Here is an 18,061-nt window from a genome sequence, read left to right as displayed (position 1 = left end):
CTTGGACCGCCTGCGCGGCCTTCAGTTCGCCACTAAGCTAACAGAGAGCGGCGCGCCTGTCCCGGCTGCCCGAACGGTCGCCGGAAAGGGATGAAACCGGGCGGCGCGCAGAGTAGGATTGCGCGATGCGGTAAACGAGGTATCAAGGAGTTTGCATGACGGACACGTCAAATACTGTGCCCACCCAGGTCGAAATCGCCCGGCGTGAGCATCTGTTCAAGGGCTTCTACAAGCTCGACAAGCTGCACCTGCGCCACGAATTGTTCGCCGGCGGCATGAGCCGCGAGTTCACCCGCGAGCTGTTCGTGCGCCATGACGCCGTCTGTGTGCTGCCCTACGATCCGCAGCGCGACGAAGTGGTGCTGATCGAGCAGTTTCGAGTCGGCGCGGTGGGCAAGATCGATAATCCCTGGCTGATCGAGATGGTCGCCGGCCTGATCGACAAGGACGAGGAGCCGGAAGAGGTCGCTCACCGTGAAGCCGATGAGGAAGCTGGCCTGACCTTCAGCGCGCTGTGGCCGATGACCTGCTACTTCCCCTCGCCAGGCGGCAGCGACGAGTACGTCCACCTGTTCCTGGGCCGTTGCATCAGCGAGGGCGCCGGTGGCCTGCATGGCCTGGAAGACGAGAGCGAGGACATCCGCGTGCGTGTCTGGGCATTCGAGGATGCCCTGCAGGCGGTGCGTGACGGGCGTATCTGCAACGCCGCCACGATCATTGGCCTGCAATGGCTGGCACTCAACCGTGACGAAGTTCGAGGTATGTGGAAGTGAACCTGCTGCGTGAGCGCTATCGGGTCGACCTGGTCGGGCTGCAGTCGGCCTGCGAGGCCAACTATGCCCGCCTGATGCGCCTGTTGCCGGAGATGCGCACCACGCAGAGCTCGCGCCGCATCGGCATGACCCAGGGCGACCAGATGCTCGGCGTGCTGGTGCTCGAAGTGCTGCTGGCCTGTCCCTATACCACCACCCTGAAGGTGCGCCAGGAGCACAGCCTGCCTTGGCTGCCGGTGCCCGAGCTGGAAGTGCAGGTCTACCATGACGCGCGCATGGCCGAGGTGGTCAGCGCCGAGCATGCCCGCCGCCTGCGCAGCATCTACCCGTACCCCAACACGGCAATGCACCAGCCGGACGAGAAGGCCCAGCTCAACCTGTTTCTCGGCGAATGGCTGAGCCACTGCCTGGCCTGCGGCCACGAACTGGAAGCGGTGCGCTGAAATGTGATGCGCGTCGGTTTCGAGTACTTGCTCGAAACCGATCCGCCGCCATAATCGGTGCTGAATCCGTTCGAGGAGACGGCCGTTGCCGCAACCACACTCACTTCCGTCACCCATCCATGTGGTGCAACTGACTGACGCCCACCTGTTCGCCGATCCGGCGGGCACCTTGCTGGGCCTGAATACCCGCGCAAGCCTCGGGCATGTGATCGAGCAGGTGCGCCGCGAGCAGGCGCGCATCGACCTGCTGCTGTGCACGGGCGATCTGTCGCAGGATGCCAGCGTCGCCTCCTACCATGCTTTCAGCGAGTTGACTTCGAAGTTGGGGGCGCCGGCGCGCTGGCTGCCGGGCAATCATGACGAGGCCCAGGTGATGCAGACCGTGGCGCCGGAGCTGGTGCAGGCGGTGACGGACATTGGCCAATGGCGCATCGTCATGCTCGATTCGGCAGTGGTGGGTGCCACCTTCGGTTTGTTGGCTGACGACCAGTTGGCGGTGCTTGACCAGGCTCTGGACGGGGCAGGCGAGCGCCATTGCCTGGTGTGCTGCCATCACCAACCGGTGGATATCGGTTGTGCGTGGATTGCACCGATCGGGTTGCGCAATGCCGATGAGTTGTTGAAGCGCTTGCGCAGTTATCCACAAGTGAAGGCGCTGCTTTGGGGGCATATTCACCAGGAGTGGGATGAAGAGCGCGATGGTATCCGTTTCCTTGCCACGCCATCGACCTGCATTCAGTTCGCGCCGCGCAGCGAGGATTTCAAGGTGAGCGAGGAGCAGCCGGGCTACCGCTGGTTGCGGCTGCATGCCGACGGGCGGTTGGAGACTGGCGTGGAGCGGGCGCGCGATTTCGAGGTGAAGCTGGACTTCGATAGCCCAGGCTATTAAATGCGTCGCGTTTCCTGTGGGAGCGGGTTTACCCGCGAACACCGGCGAAGCCGGTGCCAGCCACCGCAGCGCTTGCTTCGCGGGTAAACCCGCTCCCACAGGGGGCAGTACCTTGTCCCAGATTTTGTTGCGAAAATCCCCACGCTGCGCCAATGCCCTTCGAACGCGCTACACTGCGCGTCTTTGCGTCCGGGGGCAGCATGTCGGGTTCCATCCTCTATATTCATGGCTTCAACAGCTCGCCGCTGTCGAAGAAGGCGCGCCAGCTCGAGGCGGTGATGCAGCGGCTCGGCCTGGCCGACCAACTGCGCGTCCCGGCCCTGCACCACCACCCGCGCCAGGCCATCGCCCAGCTGGAGGCCGCCATTGCCGAGCTCGGTGCCCCCTTGCTGGTCGGCAGCTCCCTCGGCGGCTACTATGCCACTCACCTTGCCGAGCGCCACGGCCTCAGGGCCCTGCTGGTCAACCCGGCGGTCGGCCCGCACCGCCTGTTCGACGGCTACCTCGGCACCCAGCGCAACCTTTATACCGATGAGGCCTGGGAGCTGACCCACGACCACGTGGACGCCCTGGCCGAACTGGAAGTGCCGCCGCCGCAGGACGCCGCCCGCTATCAAGTGTGGTTGCAGACCGCCGATGAAACACTGGACTATCGCCACGCCGAGCGCTATTACCGCGCTTGTGCCCTGCGTATCCAGGCCGGCGGCGACCACAGCTACCAGGGCTTCGCCGAACAGCTCCCGGCCCTGCTGGCCTTCGCCGGCATTGCCCGTGGGCAGTATGCGGCGCTGGATTTTTCTGTATTTTGACTTTTGCACTCACCAGACTGACGACGAGAACCCATGGCCAATCCCAGCGCTAGCGCCTATAACGCAGACGCCATCGAAGTCCTCTCGGGCCTTGACCCGGTCCGCAAGCGGCCGGGCATGTACACCGACACCAGCCGGCCCAACCACCTGGCCCAGGAAGTCATCGACAACAGCGTCGATGAAGCCCTGGCAGGCCACGCCCGCTCGGTGCAGGTGATCCTGCATGCCGACCACTCGCTGGAGGTCAGCGACGATGGCCGCGGCATGCCGGTGGACATCCACCCCGAGGAAGGCGTTTCCGGCGTCGAGCTGATCCTCACCAAGCTGCACGCCGGCGGCAAGTTCTCCAACAAGAACTACCAGTTCTCCGGCGGCCTGCATGGCGTCGGTATCTCGGTGGTCAACGCCCTGTCGAGCCAGGTGCGGGTGCGCGTGAAGCGCGACGGCAACGAATACCAGATGACCTTCGCCGACGGCTTCAAGGCCAGCGAGCTGGAAGTGGTCGGCACCGTCGGCAAGCGCAACACCGGCACCAGCGTGTACTTCACCCCCGATCCGAAGTACTTCGACTCGCCGAAATTTTCCATCAGCCGCCTCAAGCATGTGCTCAAGGCCAAGGCCGTGCTGTGCCCGGGGCTGTCCATCAGCTTCGAGGACAAGGGCACCGGCGAGAAGGTCGAGTGGCACTACGAGGACGGCCTGCGTTCCTACCTGGTCGACTCGGTCAGCGAGTACCTGCGCCTGCCTGACGAGCCATTCTGTGGCAGCCTGGCCGGCAACAAGGAAGCCGTGGACTGGGCCTTGCTGTGGCTGCCCGAAGGCGGCGACAGCATCCAGGAAAGCTACGTCAACCTGATCCCCACCGCCCAGGGCGGCACCCACGTCAACGGCCTGCGCCAGGGGCTGCTGGACGCCATGCGCGAATTCTGCGAGTTCCGCAACTTGCTGCCACGCGGGGTCAAGCTGGCGCCCGAGGACGTCTGGGAGCGCATCAGCTTCGTGCTGTCGATGAAGATGCAGGAGCCGCAGTTCTCCGGCCAGACCAAGGAGCGCCTGTCGTCCCGCGAGGCGGCGGCGTTCGTCTCCGGCGTGGTCAAGGACGCCTTCAGCCTGTGGCTCAACGCCCATCCCGAGCTGGGCATGCAACTGGCCGAGCTGGCCATCAGCAATGCCGGCCGTCGCCTGAAAGCAAGCAAGAAGGTCGAGCGCAAGCGCATCACCCAGGGCCCGGCGCTGCCCGGCAAGCTGGCCGACTGCGCAGGCCAGGATCCGATGCGCGCCGAGCTGTTCCTGGTCGAGGGTGATTCCGCCGGCGGTTCGGCCAAGCAGGCGCGGGACAAGGAATTCCAGGCGATCCTGCCGCTGCGCGGCAAGATCCTCAACACCTGGGAAGTCGATGGCGGCGAAGTCCTGGCGAGCCAGGAAGTACACAACATCGCCGTGGCCATCGGTGTCGACCCGGGTGCCACCGACCTTTCGCAACTTCGCTACGGCAAGGTCTGCATCCTCGCCGACGCCGACTCCGACGGCCTGCACATCGCCACCCTGCTGTGCGCGCTGTTCGTCCAGCACTTCCGTCCGCTGGTCGAGGCCGGGCACGTCTACGTGGCCATGCCGCCGCTGTACCGCATCGACCTGGGCAAGGAGATCTACTACGCCCTGGACGAAGCCGAACGCGACGGCATCCTCGACCGTCTGGTCGCCGAGAAGAAGCGCGGCAAGCCGCAGGTCACCCGATTCAAGGGCCTGGGCGAGATGAACCCGCCGCAGCTGCGCGAGACCACCATGGACCCGAACACCCGGCGCCTGGTCCAGCTCACCCTGGACGACCTGCAGGGCACCACCGAGATCATGGACATGCTGTTGGCCAAGAAACGCGCCGGTGACCGCAAGAGCTGGCTGGAGACCAAAGGCAACCTGGCCGAGGTCCTGGTTTGATTCGTCCGCTGCTCATGGCCTGCCTGGCGCTGTTCGCCCTGCAGGCCCAGGCCGGCGACTGGCCGCAGCTCAAGCTCAGCGGCGAGCACGTGGTCGATGGCATGCGCGGCGGCAACCTGTCGGGCTTGGCCTGGTGTCGGGGGGCGTTGTGGGCGGTGTCCGACCGCGATGACGATCGCATCTACCGCCTGGACCAGGAGGGCGCGGCCTGGCAGGCCCAGCCGCTGACCTTCACCCCGCCGCCGGCCCCCGATACCGGGTTGCCCTGGGGGCTGAAGTCGCGCAACTGGGCGGCGTCGTATATTCGTGGCGGCGCGCTGGATTTCGAAGGCATCACCTGCGACCAGGCCGGCAACCTGTTCATCGTCAGCGAGGCCCAGGCCGCCGTGCTGCAACTGCCTGTGGACGGCGAGCCGGACTGGCTGCGGATCGACCAGGCCATGGTGCGCCAGGCGCGGGCCAGCGGCATGCTGCTGCATTTCAACGCCCTGTTCGAAGGGTTGGCGATCAACCCGGCGGGCGATCGCCTGTGGCTGGCCGCCGAGCGCGAGCGACGCGGGCTGCTCGCCGTGCAGCGCCAGCAATCGGTATGGACCTGCGGGCGCGGCTGCGTGCTGCTCAGTGAAGCCGGCGTGGAAATGCAGCCGCCGCAATTCCCCGAGGCACGCCCGGTTTCCCGCGACTTCGCCGACCTGGCCTGGTTCGAGGGCAAGCTGTTCACCCTCGAGCGCAACGCCTACCGTATTTGCCGGCGCGACGCCGACAGTGGCGCCGTGGAGCGCTGCTGGTCGTTCGCCGCCGACGCCCTGGTGGAATCGCGTCGCTATTCACAGCCCTATGGCCTGGCCGAGGCGCTGGTGATCGACAAGGACGGCGCCTGGATCGGCGTGGACAACAACGACCGGCCGCGGTCGGACGGTGAAACGCGGCCGGTCGTCTGGCGCTTCGGTGCGCCGGCCGGCGGCTGGAGCGCCAAGCCATGAGCCAGCCAGCGGGCAAGCGGGCGGGCAGGGTGCTGATGATCGTCGCCTGGGCGGCGGCGATGTTCCTGGCCACGCGCTTTTTCGGCCAATGGGAGGCGCGTCAGCAAAATCCCAACACCGTGGTGCAGAGCGAGCAGGGCGACGGCTTCGTCGAAGTACGCCTGCTGAGCAACGGCCAGGGCCATTTCGTCGCCGACGGCGCGATCAATGGCAGGGTGGTGCATTTCATGCTCGATACCGGCGCCACCGATGTGGCGATCCCCGAGGCGCTGGCCCGCGACCTGGACCTGGCCCGCGGCGCCCCGGTGCAACTGAGTACCGCCAATGGCCGCACCGAAGGCTACCGCACCCGGCTCGACAGCCTGCAGCTGGGTGATATCCACCTGCGCGACGTGCGCGCGCTGGTGGTGCCGGGCCTGGATGGCCAGGCCGTGCTGCTGGGCATGAGTGCCCTGAAACAACTTGAATTTACCCAGCGCGGCGGCACCATGCTGCTGCGCCAGAACCTGAAATGACGAGGCCCGCATGAGCGACTCACTCGAACTCAGCCTTGAAGGCGTCGAACGCCGTTCCCTGGCTGACTTCACCGAACAGGCCTACCTCAACTACTCCATGTACGTGATCATGGACCGTGCCCTGCCGCACATCGGCGACGGCCTCAAGCCGGTGCAGCGCCGCATCGTCTATGCCATGAGCGAGTTGGGGCTGGACGCCGACTCCAAGCACAAGAAGTCGGCGCGTACCGTCGGCGACGTGCTCGGCAAGTTCCACCCCCACGGCGACTCGGCGTGCTACGAGGCCATGGTGCTGATGGCCCAGCCGTTCAGCTACCGCTACACCCTGGTCGATGGCCAGGGCAACTGGGGTGCGCCGGACGATCCGAAGTCGTTCGCCGCCATGCGTTACACCGAGGCGCGCCTGTCGCGCTATTCCGAAGTGCTGCTCAGCGAGCTGGGCCAGGGTACCGTCGACTGGGTGCCGAACTTCGACGGTACCCTGCAGGAGCCGGCGGTGCTGCCGGCGCGTCTGCCGAACATCCTGCTCAACGGCACCACCGGCATCGCCGTGGGCATGGCCACCGACGTGCCGCCACACAACCTGCGGGAAGTGGCCAGCGCCTGCGTGCGCCTGCTCGACGAGCCCAAGGCCACCATCGAGCAGTTGTGTGAGCACATCCAGGGCCCGGACTACCCGACCGAGGCCGAGATCGTCACCCCCCGCGCCGATATCCTCAAGCTCTACGAGACCGGCAAGGGTTCGATCCGCATGCGCGCGGTGTACCGCGTCGAGGACGGCGACATTATCGTCACCGCGCTGCCGCACCAGGTCTCCGGGGCCAAGGTGCTGGAGCAGATCGCCGCGCAGATGCAGGCCAAGAAGCTGCCGATGGTCGCCGACCTGCGCGACGAGTCGGACCACGAGAACCCTTGCCGCATCGTCATCATCCCGCGTTCGAACCGCGTCGATGCCGCCGAGCTGATGCAGCACCTGTTCGCCACCACCGACCTCGAGAGCACCTACCGGGTCAACGTCAACATCATCGGCCTTGACGGCCGTCCGCAGCTGAAGAACCTGCGCGCGCTGCTGCTGGAGTGGCTGGAGTACCGGATCGGTACCGTCCGTCGCCGCCTGCAGCACCGCCTGGACAAGGTCGAGAAGCGCCTGCACCTGTTGGAAGGCTTGCTCACCGCGTTCCTCAACCTGGATGAAGTGATCCATATCATCCGCACCGAGGAGCACCCCAAGCAGGCCCTGATCGCCCGTTTCGACCTGACCGAGATCCAGGCCGACTACATCCTCGAGACCCGCCTGCGCCAGCTGGCCCGTCTGGAGGAGATGAAAATCCGTGGCGAGCAGGACGAGCTGCTCAAGGAACAGAAGCGCCTGACCACCCTGCTGGGCAGCGATGCCAAGCTGCGCAAGCTGGTGCGCAGCGAGCTGATCGAAGACGCCGAAACCTATGGCGACGACCGCCGCTCGCCGATCGTCGAGCGCGCCGAGGCCAAGGCCCTGTCGGAAAATGAGCTGATGCCGACCGAGCCGGTCACCGTGGTGCTGTCGGAGAAGGGCTGGGTGCGTTGCGCCAAGGGCCACGACATCGATGCCACCGGGCTTTCGTACAAGGCCGGTGACGGCTTCAAGGCCGCTGCCGCCGGACGCTCCAACCAATTCGCCGTGCTCATCGACTCCACCGGCCGCAGCTACTCACTGGCCGCCCACAGCCTGCCGTCGGCTCGTGGCCAGGGCGAGCCGCTGACCGGTCGCCTGACCCCGCCGCCCGGCGCCACCTTCGAGTGCGTGCTGCTGCCGGAGGACGACGCCCTTTACGTGGTGGCCTCCGACGCCGGCTACGGTTTCGTGGTCAAGGGTGAGGACCTGCAAGCCAAGAACAAGGCCGGCAAGGGTCTGCTCAGCCTGCCCAACGGCGCCAAGGTGATGACCCCGCGCCCGGTGGCCGACCGCGAGCAGGACTGGCTGGCCGCGGTGACCACCGAAGGCCGTCTGCTGGTGTTCAAGGTCGCCGACCTGCCGCAGCTGGGCAAGGGCAAGGGCAACAAGATCATCGGCGTGCCGGGCGACCGGGTGGCCAGTCGCGAAGAGTATGTGACCGACCTGGCGGTGATCAGCGAGGGCTCGACCCTTGTATTGCAGGCTGGCAAGCGTACCCTTTCCTTGAAGCCGGATGATCTCGAGCATTACAAGGGTGAACGGGGGCGTCGTGGTAGCAAATTGCCACGTGGCTTCCAGCGCGTCGACGGGCTGATGGTGGAAACCCCGGCCTGAGTGGATGGACCGTCTGCTGCGGCATTTTCGACGCCGCTTCAGGCGGAAATGCTGGAGTCTGGCGGTTATTTCACGGATGATAGTGCCCGCGTGGCGCCGGCGTGGCCGTGTGCCAGGATGAATCTACATGAGTATCACTGCGGTCAGTCTGGTGACGGCCGCCTGGATGGGATGAATGAAATTTCCGCGCCTTCCATTTGCGCTGCTGATGACTGGTTTGCTGGGCCTGAGCGGATGCAGCATGCATCAGCCGGTCGCCCTGTATCAGCTCGACAGTGGTGAACCCGGCCAGCCGACCCAGGCGGCGGGCATGGCGGTGGTGCTCGGCCCGGTATCGGTGGCCGACTACCTGCAACGCGAGACCTTTCTCCAGCGTCAGGCCGACGGCAGCCTGACGGCGGCCACCGATGGCCGCTGGGCCGGTAGCCTTTCGTCGGATATCGACCAGTTGCTGGTGCGCCAGCTGGCTTGGCGCCTGGACAGCCAGCGCGTGGTGTTGGCGCCGGCGAGCGCCGGCTTCACGCCGGACGTGCAGGTGCTGTTGTCGATCACCCGCCTGGACTCGGGCAAGAACCAGCCGGCGATCCTGGATGCCCAGTGGCGCGTGCTGGACCGCCGTGGCCAGGTGCGTGACAACCGTATCATCCACCTCGAGCAACCCCACGCGGGCACCGAGTCGGCGCAGGTCCAGGCCCAGGGGCAATTGCTGCAGAAGCTGGCCGAACAGCTGAGCACCGCGGTCAAGCCACTGGCCAATCAGCCGGCCATCGCCGAGGAGACGCCACGCAAGCAGGCGGCGCCGGTGCAGGTGAAGAAAGAGCCAGAGAAGCCGAAGATTCCAATGGCTTCGCCGATTCGTACCGATATGGAAGTGTTCCGCTTCTGATGTCCGCAGCCACAAAAAAGCCCGCAGCGATGCGGGCTTTTTTGTGGCTGTGTGCTCGGGACGACGTTATCGGATCGGCGTGGGAGCGGGCTTGCCCCGCGATAGGGCTTCCAAGACAGCAACATCGCCTGCCCCGACGCTATCGCGGGGCAAGCCCGCTCCCACGCAAATCCTGGATCAGTCGTCGCGCTCAGGCCCGCCGCTCATGCATCCGTGCCAGCTGGCGCTCCAGCATCGACGGGTAAGGCTCCATCAGGCGTTCGACACAGCAGGCGCCCTCGGGGCTTGCGATCGGCCGAATACGCGCACGCTGGCGCACAAGGGCGTCATCACTGATGCGGCGCTCGACCAGCAGCAGGTTGCGGCTGTGCTGCGACAGGGCCAGGGCGTCCTGGGCCTGCTCGGTCATCAGCAGGTCGACCTGATCCATGCCTTGCAGGTCGTCGGCCAGTACCAGGCCCAGTTGCAGTTGCAGGGTGATGCCGCTGTCGGCCACCTCGATCTGCAGGGCGTGGCCCAGGGCACGCAGCAGCTCGCCACAGCAGATGGCGTTGGTCAGGTAGTCCTCGCCGCAATCGCGGCTGTGGAACAACAGCAGGGTGCTGCCGTCGTTCAGGGTGTGGACTTCCCCTTCGTACAGCGAAGCGGCCTGGTCCAGGCAGTCGCGGTAGCGTTCCAGCAATTCGGTCAGGCGGGTGCGTGGCAGGCGGCGCAGTTGCTCCTGAGAGCCCAGCTGCACGGCCAGCACGGCACTGAACTGCGGCTCGTCGGACTCGACGATGACAGGCTTGGCCGGGGCGCTTTGCTCATCCATCAGGTCGGCGAAGGCGTCGTCGTCCTCGTCGTGATCGACAGTCTGTAGCGCCGCATTCGTCCGTGGGGCGAGCTTGGCAGCGGGCGCGTCGTCGAAATCGTCTTCCTCGTCTTCTTCCTCCGGCTCCGGTGGCGGCGGTGGGGCGAGGCGGGCGTGCAGCTGGCGCGCCAGGTCGCCGATTTCGTCCTGGCGGTCGGTGCCCGGCGTGTACGGGTGCGGGTCGCGCAACCAGACGCGCAGTTGCAGCAGCGGGGTCGAGATGAAGCGGCCCAGGCGCAGGCTGAGGGTCAGGGCAAGGGCCAGCAGGATCGCGGCGAGAATGCCCATGCTCTGCAGGCTGATCAGCATCGGCTGCTGGAACTGGCTCATGTCCAGGCTGATGCGCAGTTGACCGGCGGTCACGTCCTGGAAGGTGATCTTGGTCTGGTAGACCCCTTCGGTTTCGCCCAGCAGGCTGTTGCGCGGGCGCTGGCCGGCCTCGGCGAGGATGCGGTTGTCCACGCTGTAGATGGCCGCATGGGCCACCAGCGGGTTCTTCACCAGGTTGCCCAGCAGCACGTTGAGGCTGAGGATGTCGTTGGACACCAGCAGCTCGGTGGCCGAGGTGGCGGTCTGGGTGGTCAGGCTCTGGCCGACGGCATCGGCCTGCTCGTGCATGGCCTGCTTGAACTGCAGGCCCATCACGCAGGCGTAGATCACCAGGGCCAGGGCCACCAGGAAGATGTTATGGCTGGCAATGCGCAGGGCCAGTGGGATTCGGCGCTGGCTCAGGGCTCGGTAGATCATCAGGAAGAAGTTGTCGGGTTTTACGGGCGTGGGCCGGTTCACAGAGCTCGGCTCTTTATGGCGAGAAAGTTGCTGCGCAGTATAGCGATACGTGTTTTGTCGGCAAAGTATCGTTGGCGCCCGATGGTCATGGAAAATCGGTAGAATGCGCATTTTTCATCGAGTTGGAGCCCCGGTCTTGCGCGAAATCGTCCTGATCAACATCACTGGTGAAGACCGTCCGGGTCTCACTGCGGCCATCACCGGCGTCCTGCTCCAGGGCGGTGTGAACATTCTCGACATCGGCCTGGCGGTCATGCACGGCACCCTGTCGTTCGGCATCCTGGTCGATATCCCCGACAACGAAGTGGCCACCGCGCTGCTGCAGAGCGTGCAGTCCAAGGCTCACGAACTGGACTTGCAGGCCCGCTACACTCCCATTTCCGAGGCCGACTACCAGCACTGGGCCGACAGCCAGGGCGAGGCGCGCCATATCGTCACCCTGCTCAGCCGCCGGGTGACCCCGCAGCAGTTGCAGCGGGTCAGCGCGATCATCAGCCAGTATGGCCTGACCATCGAGCGCATCGAGCGGCTGTCCGCCCGCGTGGCGCTGGACGCCCCGACCGACAAGGGCAAGTCCGCGCTGGAAATTTCCGTGCGCGGCGAGGCCAGCGATGCCCAGGCCTTGCGCGCCGACTTCTTTGCGCTGTCCGAAGAGCTGAACATTGACATCGCTTTCCAGCGCGACGACCTGTTCCGCCGCAACCGCCGCCTGGCGGTGTTCGACATGGACTCGACCCTGATCGAGGCCGAAGTGATCGACGAGTTGGCCAAGGCCGCCGGCGTCGGCGAGCAGGTGGCGGCGATCACCGAGCGCGCCATGCGTGGCGAGCTGGATTTTCGCGCCAGCTTCAAGGAGCGCATGGCCTTGCTCAAGGGGCTGGACGTCAGCGTGCTCGACCAGATCGGCGCCTCGCTGCGCCTGACCGAGGGTGCCGAGCACCTGTTTGCCGAGCTCAAGCGCCTGGGCTACAAGACCGCCATCCTCTCCGGTGGCTTCACCTACTTTGCCAAGCAGGTGCAGGCGCGCCTGGGCATCGACTACGTGTTCGCCAATGAACTGGAGGTGGTCGACGGCAAGGTGACCGGCGTAGCCGTCGAGCCGATCGTCGATGCCCAGCGCAAGGCCGACCTGCTGCAGCAACTGGCCAGCGAGGAGGGCCTGCAGCTCGAGCAGACCATCGCCGTCGGTGATGGCGCCAACGACTTGCCGATGCTGTCCCTGGCCGGCCTGGGCGTGGCCTTCCGCGCCAAGCCGCTGGTGCGTCAGTCGGCCAAGCAGGCGATCTCGACGCTGGGCCTGGACGGCGTGCTGTACCTGCTCGGCGTGCGCGATCGCGAAGCGCGCGGCTGATCTTGAGCCCCGGGGCCGCGTTGCGGCCCTTTCGCGGCACAAGGCCGCTCCTACAGAAAGCCGCAATACCCTGTAGGAGCGGCCTTGTGCCGCGAAAGGGCTGCAACGCAGCCCCAATAAAAAGGCCCTGCATGATTCGCATCATGCAGGGCCTTTTGCTTACCGGATGCTCAGGCCTGGGTCGGCTGCGCCAGCAACTCACCCATGCGTACCGCAGAGCCGGCACCCAGGCTCTCGGCCCACTTCACCTGCTCCGGCCCGAACAGCACGATGGCGGTGGAACCCAGCTTGAAGCGACCCAGTTCGGCACCCTTTTCCAGGTGGATCGGCGCACGGCTGGCTTCGTCGTAGCGGAAGGTCTTCAGCTCGCGCTTCGGCGGCGTGACCAGGCCGGCCCAGACGGTCTCGATCGAGGCGACGATCATCGCGCCGACCAGCACCACGGCCATCGGCCCGCGCTCGGTGTCGAACAGGCAGACCACGCGCTCGTTGCGGGCGAACAGCTCAGGAACGTTTTCCGCGGTGGTCTGGTTGACCGAGAACAGCCGACCCGGCACATAGACCATCTCGCGCAGGGTACCGGCCAGCGGCATGTGCACGCGGTGGTAGTCCTTGGGCGACAGGTAGATGGTGGCGAACTCGCCGCCCATGAACGGTGCGGCCAGGGCCGGATCGCCGCCCAGCAGCTCCAGGGCGCTGTAGCCGTGGCCCTTGGCCTGGAAAATGCGGCCGTGCTCGATCGGGCCGAGCTGGCTGACGGCGCCATCGGCTGGGCAGAGGATCGCGCCGGGGGTTTCGTCCAGCGGACGGGCTCCCGGCTTGAGGGCGCGGGTGAAGAAGGCGTTGAAGTGCTCGTAGGCGCTGAGGTCTTCGACCAGTGCCTCGGACATGTTCACCTGGTAGCGCTTGGCGAACCAGGCGGTGAAGGCGTTCTTGAACCAGCGTGCGCGGCACTCGGCGACGCAGCCGGCGAGCCGCGACAACAGGTGGTGCGGCAGCAGGTACTGGCTGATGATGAACAAGCGGGATTTCATTGAGCGTCCTTAAACTTCGACGGGCGTGTCGGGGTGGTTGCCCCATTCGCCCCAGGAACCGGCATAGCCCTTCACCCGTGGATAGCCGAGGGCCTTGGCCACGAGGTAGGTGAAGCCGGAGCGGTGGTGGGTCTGGCAGTGGGTGATCACTTCCTTGTCGGGGGTGATCCCCAGGTTTTGCAGGACTTCGGCGATGTCCTTGCGGATGCGCAGGTGGTTGTTGAGGTCCATGCCGGCGGTCCACTCGAAGTTGATCGCGCCGGGGATGTGCCCGCCCTTGGCCGCCAGGACTTTCTCGCCGCTGTATTCCAGCGGCCCGCGGGCGTCCCAGATGACCAGGTCGGCGGCGCCCAGGCGGCTCTGCAGGTACTCGCGGGTGGCGGTGGGTTCGCCATGCAGGTGCAGGTTCACCGGGCCGCCGGCGACTTCAGGCGTGTCAGTGGACAGCTTGTCCGCCGGCCAGGCCTGGATGCCACCGTTCAGGTAGTGGTAACCCTTGTGGCCGATGACGTCGAGCAGCCAGATGAAGCGCCCGGCCCAGCCGCCGCCCTCGTCGTCGTAGACCACGTAGACCGCATCGTCGCGGTGGCCGAGTTCACCGAACAGCTTTTCCAGGTCTGCCCGGGCCGGCAGCAGGCCGGGGGCCGGGGGCTGGCCCAACTGGGTGCGTTTCGGGTCGACGAAGCGGGCTCCGGGGATATGCCCGCTGCCATAGCGGTTGGCGCTGGTCAGGTCGACCAGGATCAGCCGTGGCGAATCCAGGCGCGGCAGCAGGTCCTCGGCTTCGATCACCAGGGGCAGGCCGGAAAAGTCAGTCATCCACGTTCTCCAGGGTGGAAAGAGGGGCGATTGTAGCGCAAGGGTCAGGCATTGCGGGTGGCAAACACGGCCAGGGCGCGTTCCACGCATTGCGCGGTCTTGCCGAACGCCTGCACGCTGACGTCGGCCAGCGGCTTGCCGTCCTGGTCGGCCACTGCCAGCATCAGTACCTGGTCACCCACCGCCAGCGAGCGCAGCAACAGGTGCTCGCCGCGGAAGAAGGCGCGCAGCGGTGCCGGCAGCAGGGCGCTGAACTGGGCATGATTGTCGGGCGTCAGGCGCAGTTGCCCGGCTTTTGCCATCAACTTTTGCAACAATTTGTTCTGCGCAACGGGCAACGCCATGGCGGCAGCCTCGCGTGGCAGGCCGGCGGTCTGCTGCACGCGCAGGTAATCAGTGGCCTTGTCCAGGCTCAGCAGCATGATGCGCTGCATGCCGCAGGCCAGCAGGGCGTCGCGGGCCTGGGTGGCCAGGTGCACGGCGTTGCTGAACGGGCTGGGCTGGGCCAGCAGTTCCTGGCACAGCGCGCGCCAGCGGCCGAGGTCCTCGGTACTGGGTGGCGGCGGGGTGAGCATGTCCGGGTGCGGCCGGCGCTGGTGCCAGGGCCAGATCAGCGCCTCGGCCGGGTGGAACAGCGCATGCCGGGCGTGATGGCGGGCACTGGCCGCGGCCTGCTGGTGGACCTGCTGCTGGACATCGTCCAGGGTGGTCTGCAGGTACAGCGCGGTGAGCAACTGCCAGCGCAGCAGGTGCGGGTTGTCCCAGCCCACCTGGGCGGCCAGGGCCAGGCCGTTGGCCAGCAGCACGGTGTTGGGCGGCTGGTTGAACCAGCGGCGCAGGGCCGGCTCGTCGTCCAGGCGCTGCTGCTGGGCCAGCGGGTCCTGCTCGCGGGCGATGTTCAGCACCAGGGCGAGTTGTTCGCGCTCTTCAAGCAGCAGGCGGTAGCCCTGGATGACCCACTCGGGTAGGCGCCAGTGTTCGGCCAGGCTTCGGCACAGTTGCATCAGGCGCACGCCGAACAATTCCTGCTCGACCACGGCGGCGTCCTCGCCCTTGTGGATGACCCGTAGCTCCCAGGTGTCGAGCAGCTTGGGGTAAGCCAGCGCCAGAGGCCACAGCGGCGAGAGGAACAGCAGGCTGCCCCAGTGAATCTCCTGCCAAAGCCGCGCCAGGCGGCTGGCGAACAGGCCGTTGGCCTGCTGGGTGGCGTGCTGGCTGATCAACAGGAACTGGCGCAGCACCGGCGGGATCTCGTCGCCCGGCATTGCTGGCAGGCGGGCCAGCAACTGGCTGGTGCGGGCCAGGCCAAGGCGGTTGAGGGCAATTTCCAGGCTTTCGGCCGGCTCCGCCTGGCTCGCGTTGGCCGAATGATTGGCCTCGCGCATCACGCACAGCACCAGTGCGGGGCTGTCCTGCATCAGTTCGGCGATGTCGCGCAGGGAGCGGCGGCTGTCGTTGATGGCCTGTAGAACACGGTCGTGGCTGTCTTTCGGCACCGGTACTCGATTCCCGTCGAGCAGCTTTATCCAGGCCTCTAGACTCGACGGAACCTGACTTGGCACCTTGGTTTCACTTGGCATATTGACATCAGTCCGAACTGGCTTTTCGCAATGAGTGGCTATAGTCTGGCGCAGTTCTGCCGATAAGTAGAAGAAGAGTTTTCAAGCTTCCGTTCCCTACCCTGACCACGACAGCAAGTGCTTCCAACTTATGGCTAAAATTATCGGCATCATCGTCGTATTCGCGAGCGTGCTCGGCGGCTACGTGCTTTCCCACGGCAAGATCGCGGCATTGATCCAGCCGTTCGAAGTGCTGATCATCGGCGGCGCGGCCTTTGGTGCGTTCCTCCAGGCCAACCCTGGTTACATGACCATGCATGTAATCAAGAAGTCGCTGAAGATGTTCGGCACCCGCTTCACCCACACCTTCTACCTCGAAGTGCTGGGCCTGGTGTACGAGATCCTCAACAAGAGCCGTCGTGAAGGCATGATGGCCATCGAGGGTGACATCGAGGACGCCGCGGCCAGCCCGATCTTTGCCAAGTACCCGGCCGTGCTGGGCGATGAGCGCATGACCGCGTTCATCTGCGACTACCTGCGGATCATGTCCACCGGCAACATGGCGCCCCATGAGCTCGAAGGCCTGTTCGACATGGAGCTGCTGAGCATGAAGGAAGAGCTGGAGCACCCGTCCCACGCGGTGACCGGCATCGCCGACGGCATGCCCGGCTTCGGTATCGTCGCGGCGGTACTGGGTATCGTGGTGACCATGGCCTCGCTGGGCGACGGCGACCAGAAGTCCATCGGCCTGCACGTGGGCGCGGCGCTGGTCGGTACCTTCTTCGGTATTCTCGCCGCCTATGGCTTCTTCGGCCCGCTGGCCAACGCCCTGCGCCACGATGCGAAAGAGGAACTGAACGTCTACGAGGCGATCAAGGCCTCGCTGGTGGCCTCGGCCTCTGGCATGCCGCCGTCGCTGGCGGTCGAGTTCGGTCGCAAGGTGCTGTACCCGGCGCACCGCCCGAGCTTTGCCGAGCTGGAACAAGCAGTACGCGGTCGCTAAGCCATGGAGAACAATCAGCCCATCATCGTCAAGCGCGTCAAGCGCTTTGGCGACGGCCATCACGGCGGCGCCTGGAAAATCGCCTTCGCCGACTTCGCCACGGCGATGATGGCGTTCTTCCTGGTGCTCTGGCTGCTGTCGACGGCCACGCCCGAGCAGAAGATCGCCATCGCCGGTTACTTCAAGGACCCGATCGGTTTCTCCGAGAGCGGCACGCCCTACATCATCGACCTGGGCGGCTCGCCGCAACTGGCGCCGGAAAAGACCATCAACCCGGAAGTGAAGTCCGAGCCGACCCCTGACACCAGCCTGCAGCTGGACAAGGACAAGGTCGAGACCATGGCCGAGCAGGTCGAGCGCGAGCGCCTCGAGCTCTTGCTGCAGGAGTTGCAGAACAAGGTCGAGGAAAACCCGCAGCTGCAGAAGTTCAAGGACCAGATCCTGTTCGAGATCACCCAGGACGGTCTGCGCATCCAGATCATGGACGCCGAGAACCGGCCGATGTTCGACCTGGGTAGCGCACGCCTGCAGCCGTATTTCGAGGACATCCTGCTGGCCATGGCCGACACCATCAAGGCGGTGCCGAACAAGATCAGCATCAGTGGCCACACCGACGCCAAGCCGTATTCCGGCACCGGCGACTTCGGCAACTGGGAACTGTCGGCCAACCGTGCCAACGCCGCGCGTCGGGCCCTGGTTGCTGGCGGCTATCCGGACGAGCAGGTGGCGCGGGTGGTCGGCTATGCCTCGTCGTCGCTGTTCGACCGGGCCAATCCGTTCAACCCGGTCAACCGCCGCATCGATATCATCGTCCTGACCAAGAAGGCCCAGCGTGATATCGAGGGTGAGCAGGGTGCGCCGGAGGCTACGCCACCGGCCACTGCAACGCCGCCTGCGGACGCTGCACCGGGGGCCTCCGCGGCGCCGAGCGATGCGCCTATGCAGCCGCGCGAACTGCGCCAGAAGCTGAACATCTTCGAGGATGGCGTGTTGAAGATGGATGAGGCCAAGGACCAGTAAATGAAAGGGGCCGCTTAGCGGCCCTTTTTCATTGCCAGCACCACGTTCAGCGTGGGAGCGGGCTTGCCCCGCGATGAGTCAATTGCAGGCAGTGCAAGTCAGTTGCTCCCACAAGCCTGCCCTGGCGC

General features: G+C 65.8%; 16 protein-coding genes. 12 read left to right on the top strand and 4 right to left on the bottom strand.

Features of this window, described 5'->3' with window-relative positions:
* Positions 1-155: 155 nt before the first annotated feature.
* From K2O50_RS23965 to K2O50_RS23925, 9 genes are all read left to right on the top strand, one after another.
* Entirely contained in the window at positions 156-773 is a 618-nt protein-coding gene (locus K2O50_RS23965; RefSeq protein ID WP_050707176.1) for an NUDIX domain-containing protein, read from the top strand.
* Positions 764-1,216: a DUF1249 domain-containing protein gene (locus K2O50_RS23960; protein WP_050707175.1), complete on the top strand. Its 453-nt coding sequence runs from the start codon at positions 764-766 to the stop codon at positions 1,214-1,216. Before K2O50_RS23965 ends, K2O50_RS23960 begins: the two co-directional genes overlap by 10 nt.
* Positions 1,217-1,301: 85 nt before the next feature.
* Positions 1,302-2,105, top strand: a complete 804-nt coding sequence (gene cpdA, locus K2O50_RS23955) for a 3',5'-cyclic-AMP phosphodiesterase (RefSeq protein ID WP_050707174.1) — start codon at positions 1,302-1,304, stop codon at positions 2,103-2,105.
* A gap of 200 nt (positions 2,106-2,305) precedes the next feature.
* Positions 2,306-2,914: a YqiA/YcfP family alpha/beta fold hydrolase gene (locus tag K2O50_RS23950; RefSeq protein ID WP_050707173.1), complete on the top strand. Its 609-nt coding sequence runs from the start codon at positions 2,306-2,308 to the stop codon at positions 2,912-2,914.
* A gap of 33 nt (positions 2,915-2,947) precedes the next feature.
* A complete protein-coding gene (gene parE, locus K2O50_RS23945; RefSeq protein ID WP_050707172.1) occupies positions 2,948-4,852 on the top strand; it encodes a DNA topoisomerase IV subunit B in 1,905 nt (634 codons plus the stop codon).
* Positions 4,849-5,835 carry an esterase-like activity of phytase family protein gene (locus K2O50_RS23940; protein ID WP_050707171.1) on the top strand — a complete coding sequence of 329 codons (987 nt, stop codon included), beginning with the start codon at positions 4,849-4,851 and terminating at the stop codon, positions 5,833-5,835. Before parE ends, K2O50_RS23940 begins: the two co-directional genes overlap by 4 nt.
* Complete coding sequence (locus K2O50_RS23935) at positions 5,832-6,350, top strand: TIGR02281 family clan AA aspartic protease (RefSeq protein ID WP_050707170.1); 519 nt, start codon at positions 5,832-5,834, stop codon at positions 6,348-6,350. Before K2O50_RS23940 ends, K2O50_RS23935 begins: the two co-directional genes overlap by 4 nt.
* A gap of 10 nt (positions 6,351-6,360) precedes the next feature.
* Positions 6,361-8,619: a DNA topoisomerase IV subunit A gene (parC, locus tag K2O50_RS23930; RefSeq protein WP_050707169.1), complete on the top strand. Its 2,259-nt coding sequence runs from the start codon at positions 6,361-6,363 to the stop codon at positions 8,617-8,619.
* A gap of 175 nt (positions 8,620-8,794) precedes the next feature.
* Positions 8,795-9,505, top strand: a complete 711-nt coding sequence (locus tag K2O50_RS23925) for a membrane integrity-associated transporter subunit PqiC (RefSeq protein WP_050707168.1) — start codon at positions 8,795-8,797, stop codon at positions 9,503-9,505.
* 190 nt (positions 9,506-9,695) lie between these two features.
* On the opposite strand, the gene K2O50_RS23920 is transcribed toward K2O50_RS23925, so the two are convergent.
* The gene (locus tag K2O50_RS23920) at positions 9,696-11,147 is read right to left on the bottom strand and encodes a histidine kinase (protein WP_050707167.1); all 1,452 of its coding nucleotides are present in this window, start codon (positions 11,145-11,147) and stop codon (positions 9,696-9,698) included.
* A gap of 136 nt (positions 11,148-11,283) precedes the next feature.
* On the opposite strand from K2O50_RS23920, the gene serB reads away from it, so the two are divergent.
* Entirely contained in the window at positions 11,284-12,498 is a 1,215-nt protein-coding gene (serB, locus tag K2O50_RS23915) for a phosphoserine phosphatase SerB (RefSeq protein ID WP_050707166.1), read from the top strand.
* Between the two features lie 170 nt (positions 12,499-12,668).
* Here the strand turns inward: serB and asd are convergent, their stop codons facing one another.
* Genes asd through K2O50_RS23900 form a run of 3 tightly spaced genes read right to left on the bottom strand, consistent with a single transcriptional unit; the run spans position 12,669 to position 15,931 of the window.
* On the bottom strand, positions 12,669-13,532 hold the full coding sequence (gene asd, locus K2O50_RS23910) for an archaetidylserine decarboxylase (protein WP_028688274.1): 864 nt from the start codon (positions 13,530-13,532) through the stop codon (positions 12,669-12,671).
* A gap of 9 nt (positions 13,533-13,541) precedes the next feature.
* A complete protein-coding gene (gene rhdA, locus K2O50_RS23905) occupies positions 13,542-14,351 on the bottom strand; it encodes a thiosulfate sulfurtransferase (RefSeq protein WP_050707165.1) in 810 nt (269 codons plus the stop codon).
* Positions 14,352-14,395: 44 nt separating this feature from the next.
* Positions 14,396-15,931, bottom strand: a complete 1,536-nt coding sequence (locus tag K2O50_RS23900) for an HDOD domain-containing protein (RefSeq protein ID WP_050707164.1) — start codon at positions 15,929-15,931, stop codon at positions 14,396-14,398.
* 130 nt (positions 15,932-16,061) lie between these two features.
* Here K2O50_RS23900 and motA point away from each other — a divergent pair, with 130 nt between their 5' ends.
* Together motA and motB are read left to right on the top strand one after the other, a co-directional pair.
* Positions 16,062-16,913 carry a flagellar motor stator protein MotA gene (gene motA, locus K2O50_RS23895; RefSeq protein WP_023630652.1) on the top strand — a complete coding sequence of 284 codons (852 nt, stop codon included), beginning with the start codon at positions 16,062-16,064 and terminating at the stop codon, positions 16,911-16,913.
* Between the two features lie 3 nt (positions 16,914-16,916).
* Positions 16,917-17,933 carry a flagellar motor protein MotB gene (motB, locus tag K2O50_RS23890; RefSeq protein ID WP_050707163.1) on the top strand — a complete coding sequence of 339 codons (1,017 nt, stop codon included), beginning with the start codon at positions 16,917-16,919 and terminating at the stop codon, positions 17,931-17,933.
* Positions 17,934-18,061: the final 128 nt, after the last annotated feature.

Source organism: Pseudomonas sp. 2hn, assembly GCF_019646095.1.
Taxonomy (GTDB): Bacteria; Pseudomonadota; Gammaproteobacteria; order Pseudomonadales; family Pseudomonadaceae; genus Aquipseudomonas; species Aquipseudomonas peradeniyensis.
The sequence above is the reverse complement of the archived record's forward strand: the minus strand, read 5'-3'. Positions and strand labels throughout refer to the sequence as shown.

Coding starts and splice junctions, on each gene's coding strand:
- K2O50_RS23965 (WP_050707176.1), top strand. CDS start 156: ATGACGGACACGTCAAATACTGTGCCCACCCAGGTCGAAATCGCCCGG.
- K2O50_RS23950 (WP_050707173.1), top strand. CDS start 2,306: ATGTCGGGTTCCATCCTCTATATTCATGGCTTCAACAGCTCGCCGCTG.
- parE (WP_050707172.1), top strand. CDS start 2,948: ATGGCCAATCCCAGCGCTAGCGCCTATAACGCAGACGCCATCGAAGTC.
- K2O50_RS23935 (WP_050707170.1), top strand. CDS start 5,832: ATGAGCCAGCCAGCGGGCAAGCGGGCGGGCAGGGTGCTGATGATCGTC.
- parC (WP_050707169.1), top strand. CDS start 6,361: ATGAGCGACTCACTCGAACTCAGCCTTGAAGGCGTCGAACGCCGTTCC.
- K2O50_RS23925 (WP_050707168.1), top strand. CDS start 8,795: ATGAAATTTCCGCGCCTTCCATTTGCGCTGCTGATGACTGGTTTGCTG.
- asd (WP_028688274.1), bottom strand. CDS start 13,532: ATGAAATCCCGCTTGTTCATCATCAGCCAGTACCTGCTGCCGCACCAC.
- rhdA (WP_050707165.1), bottom strand. CDS start 14,351: ATGACTGACTTTTCCGGCCTGCCCCTGGTGATCGAAGCCGAGGACCTG.
- K2O50_RS23900 (WP_050707164.1), bottom strand. CDS start 15,931: ATGCCAAGTGAAACCAAGGTGCCAAGTCAGGTTCCGTCGAGTCTAGAG.
- motA (WP_023630652.1), top strand. CDS start 16,062: ATGGCTAAAATTATCGGCATCATCGTCGTATTCGCGAGCGTGCTCGGC.
- motB (WP_050707163.1), top strand. CDS start 16,917: ATGGAGAACAATCAGCCCATCATCGTCAAGCGCGTCAAGCGCTTTGGC.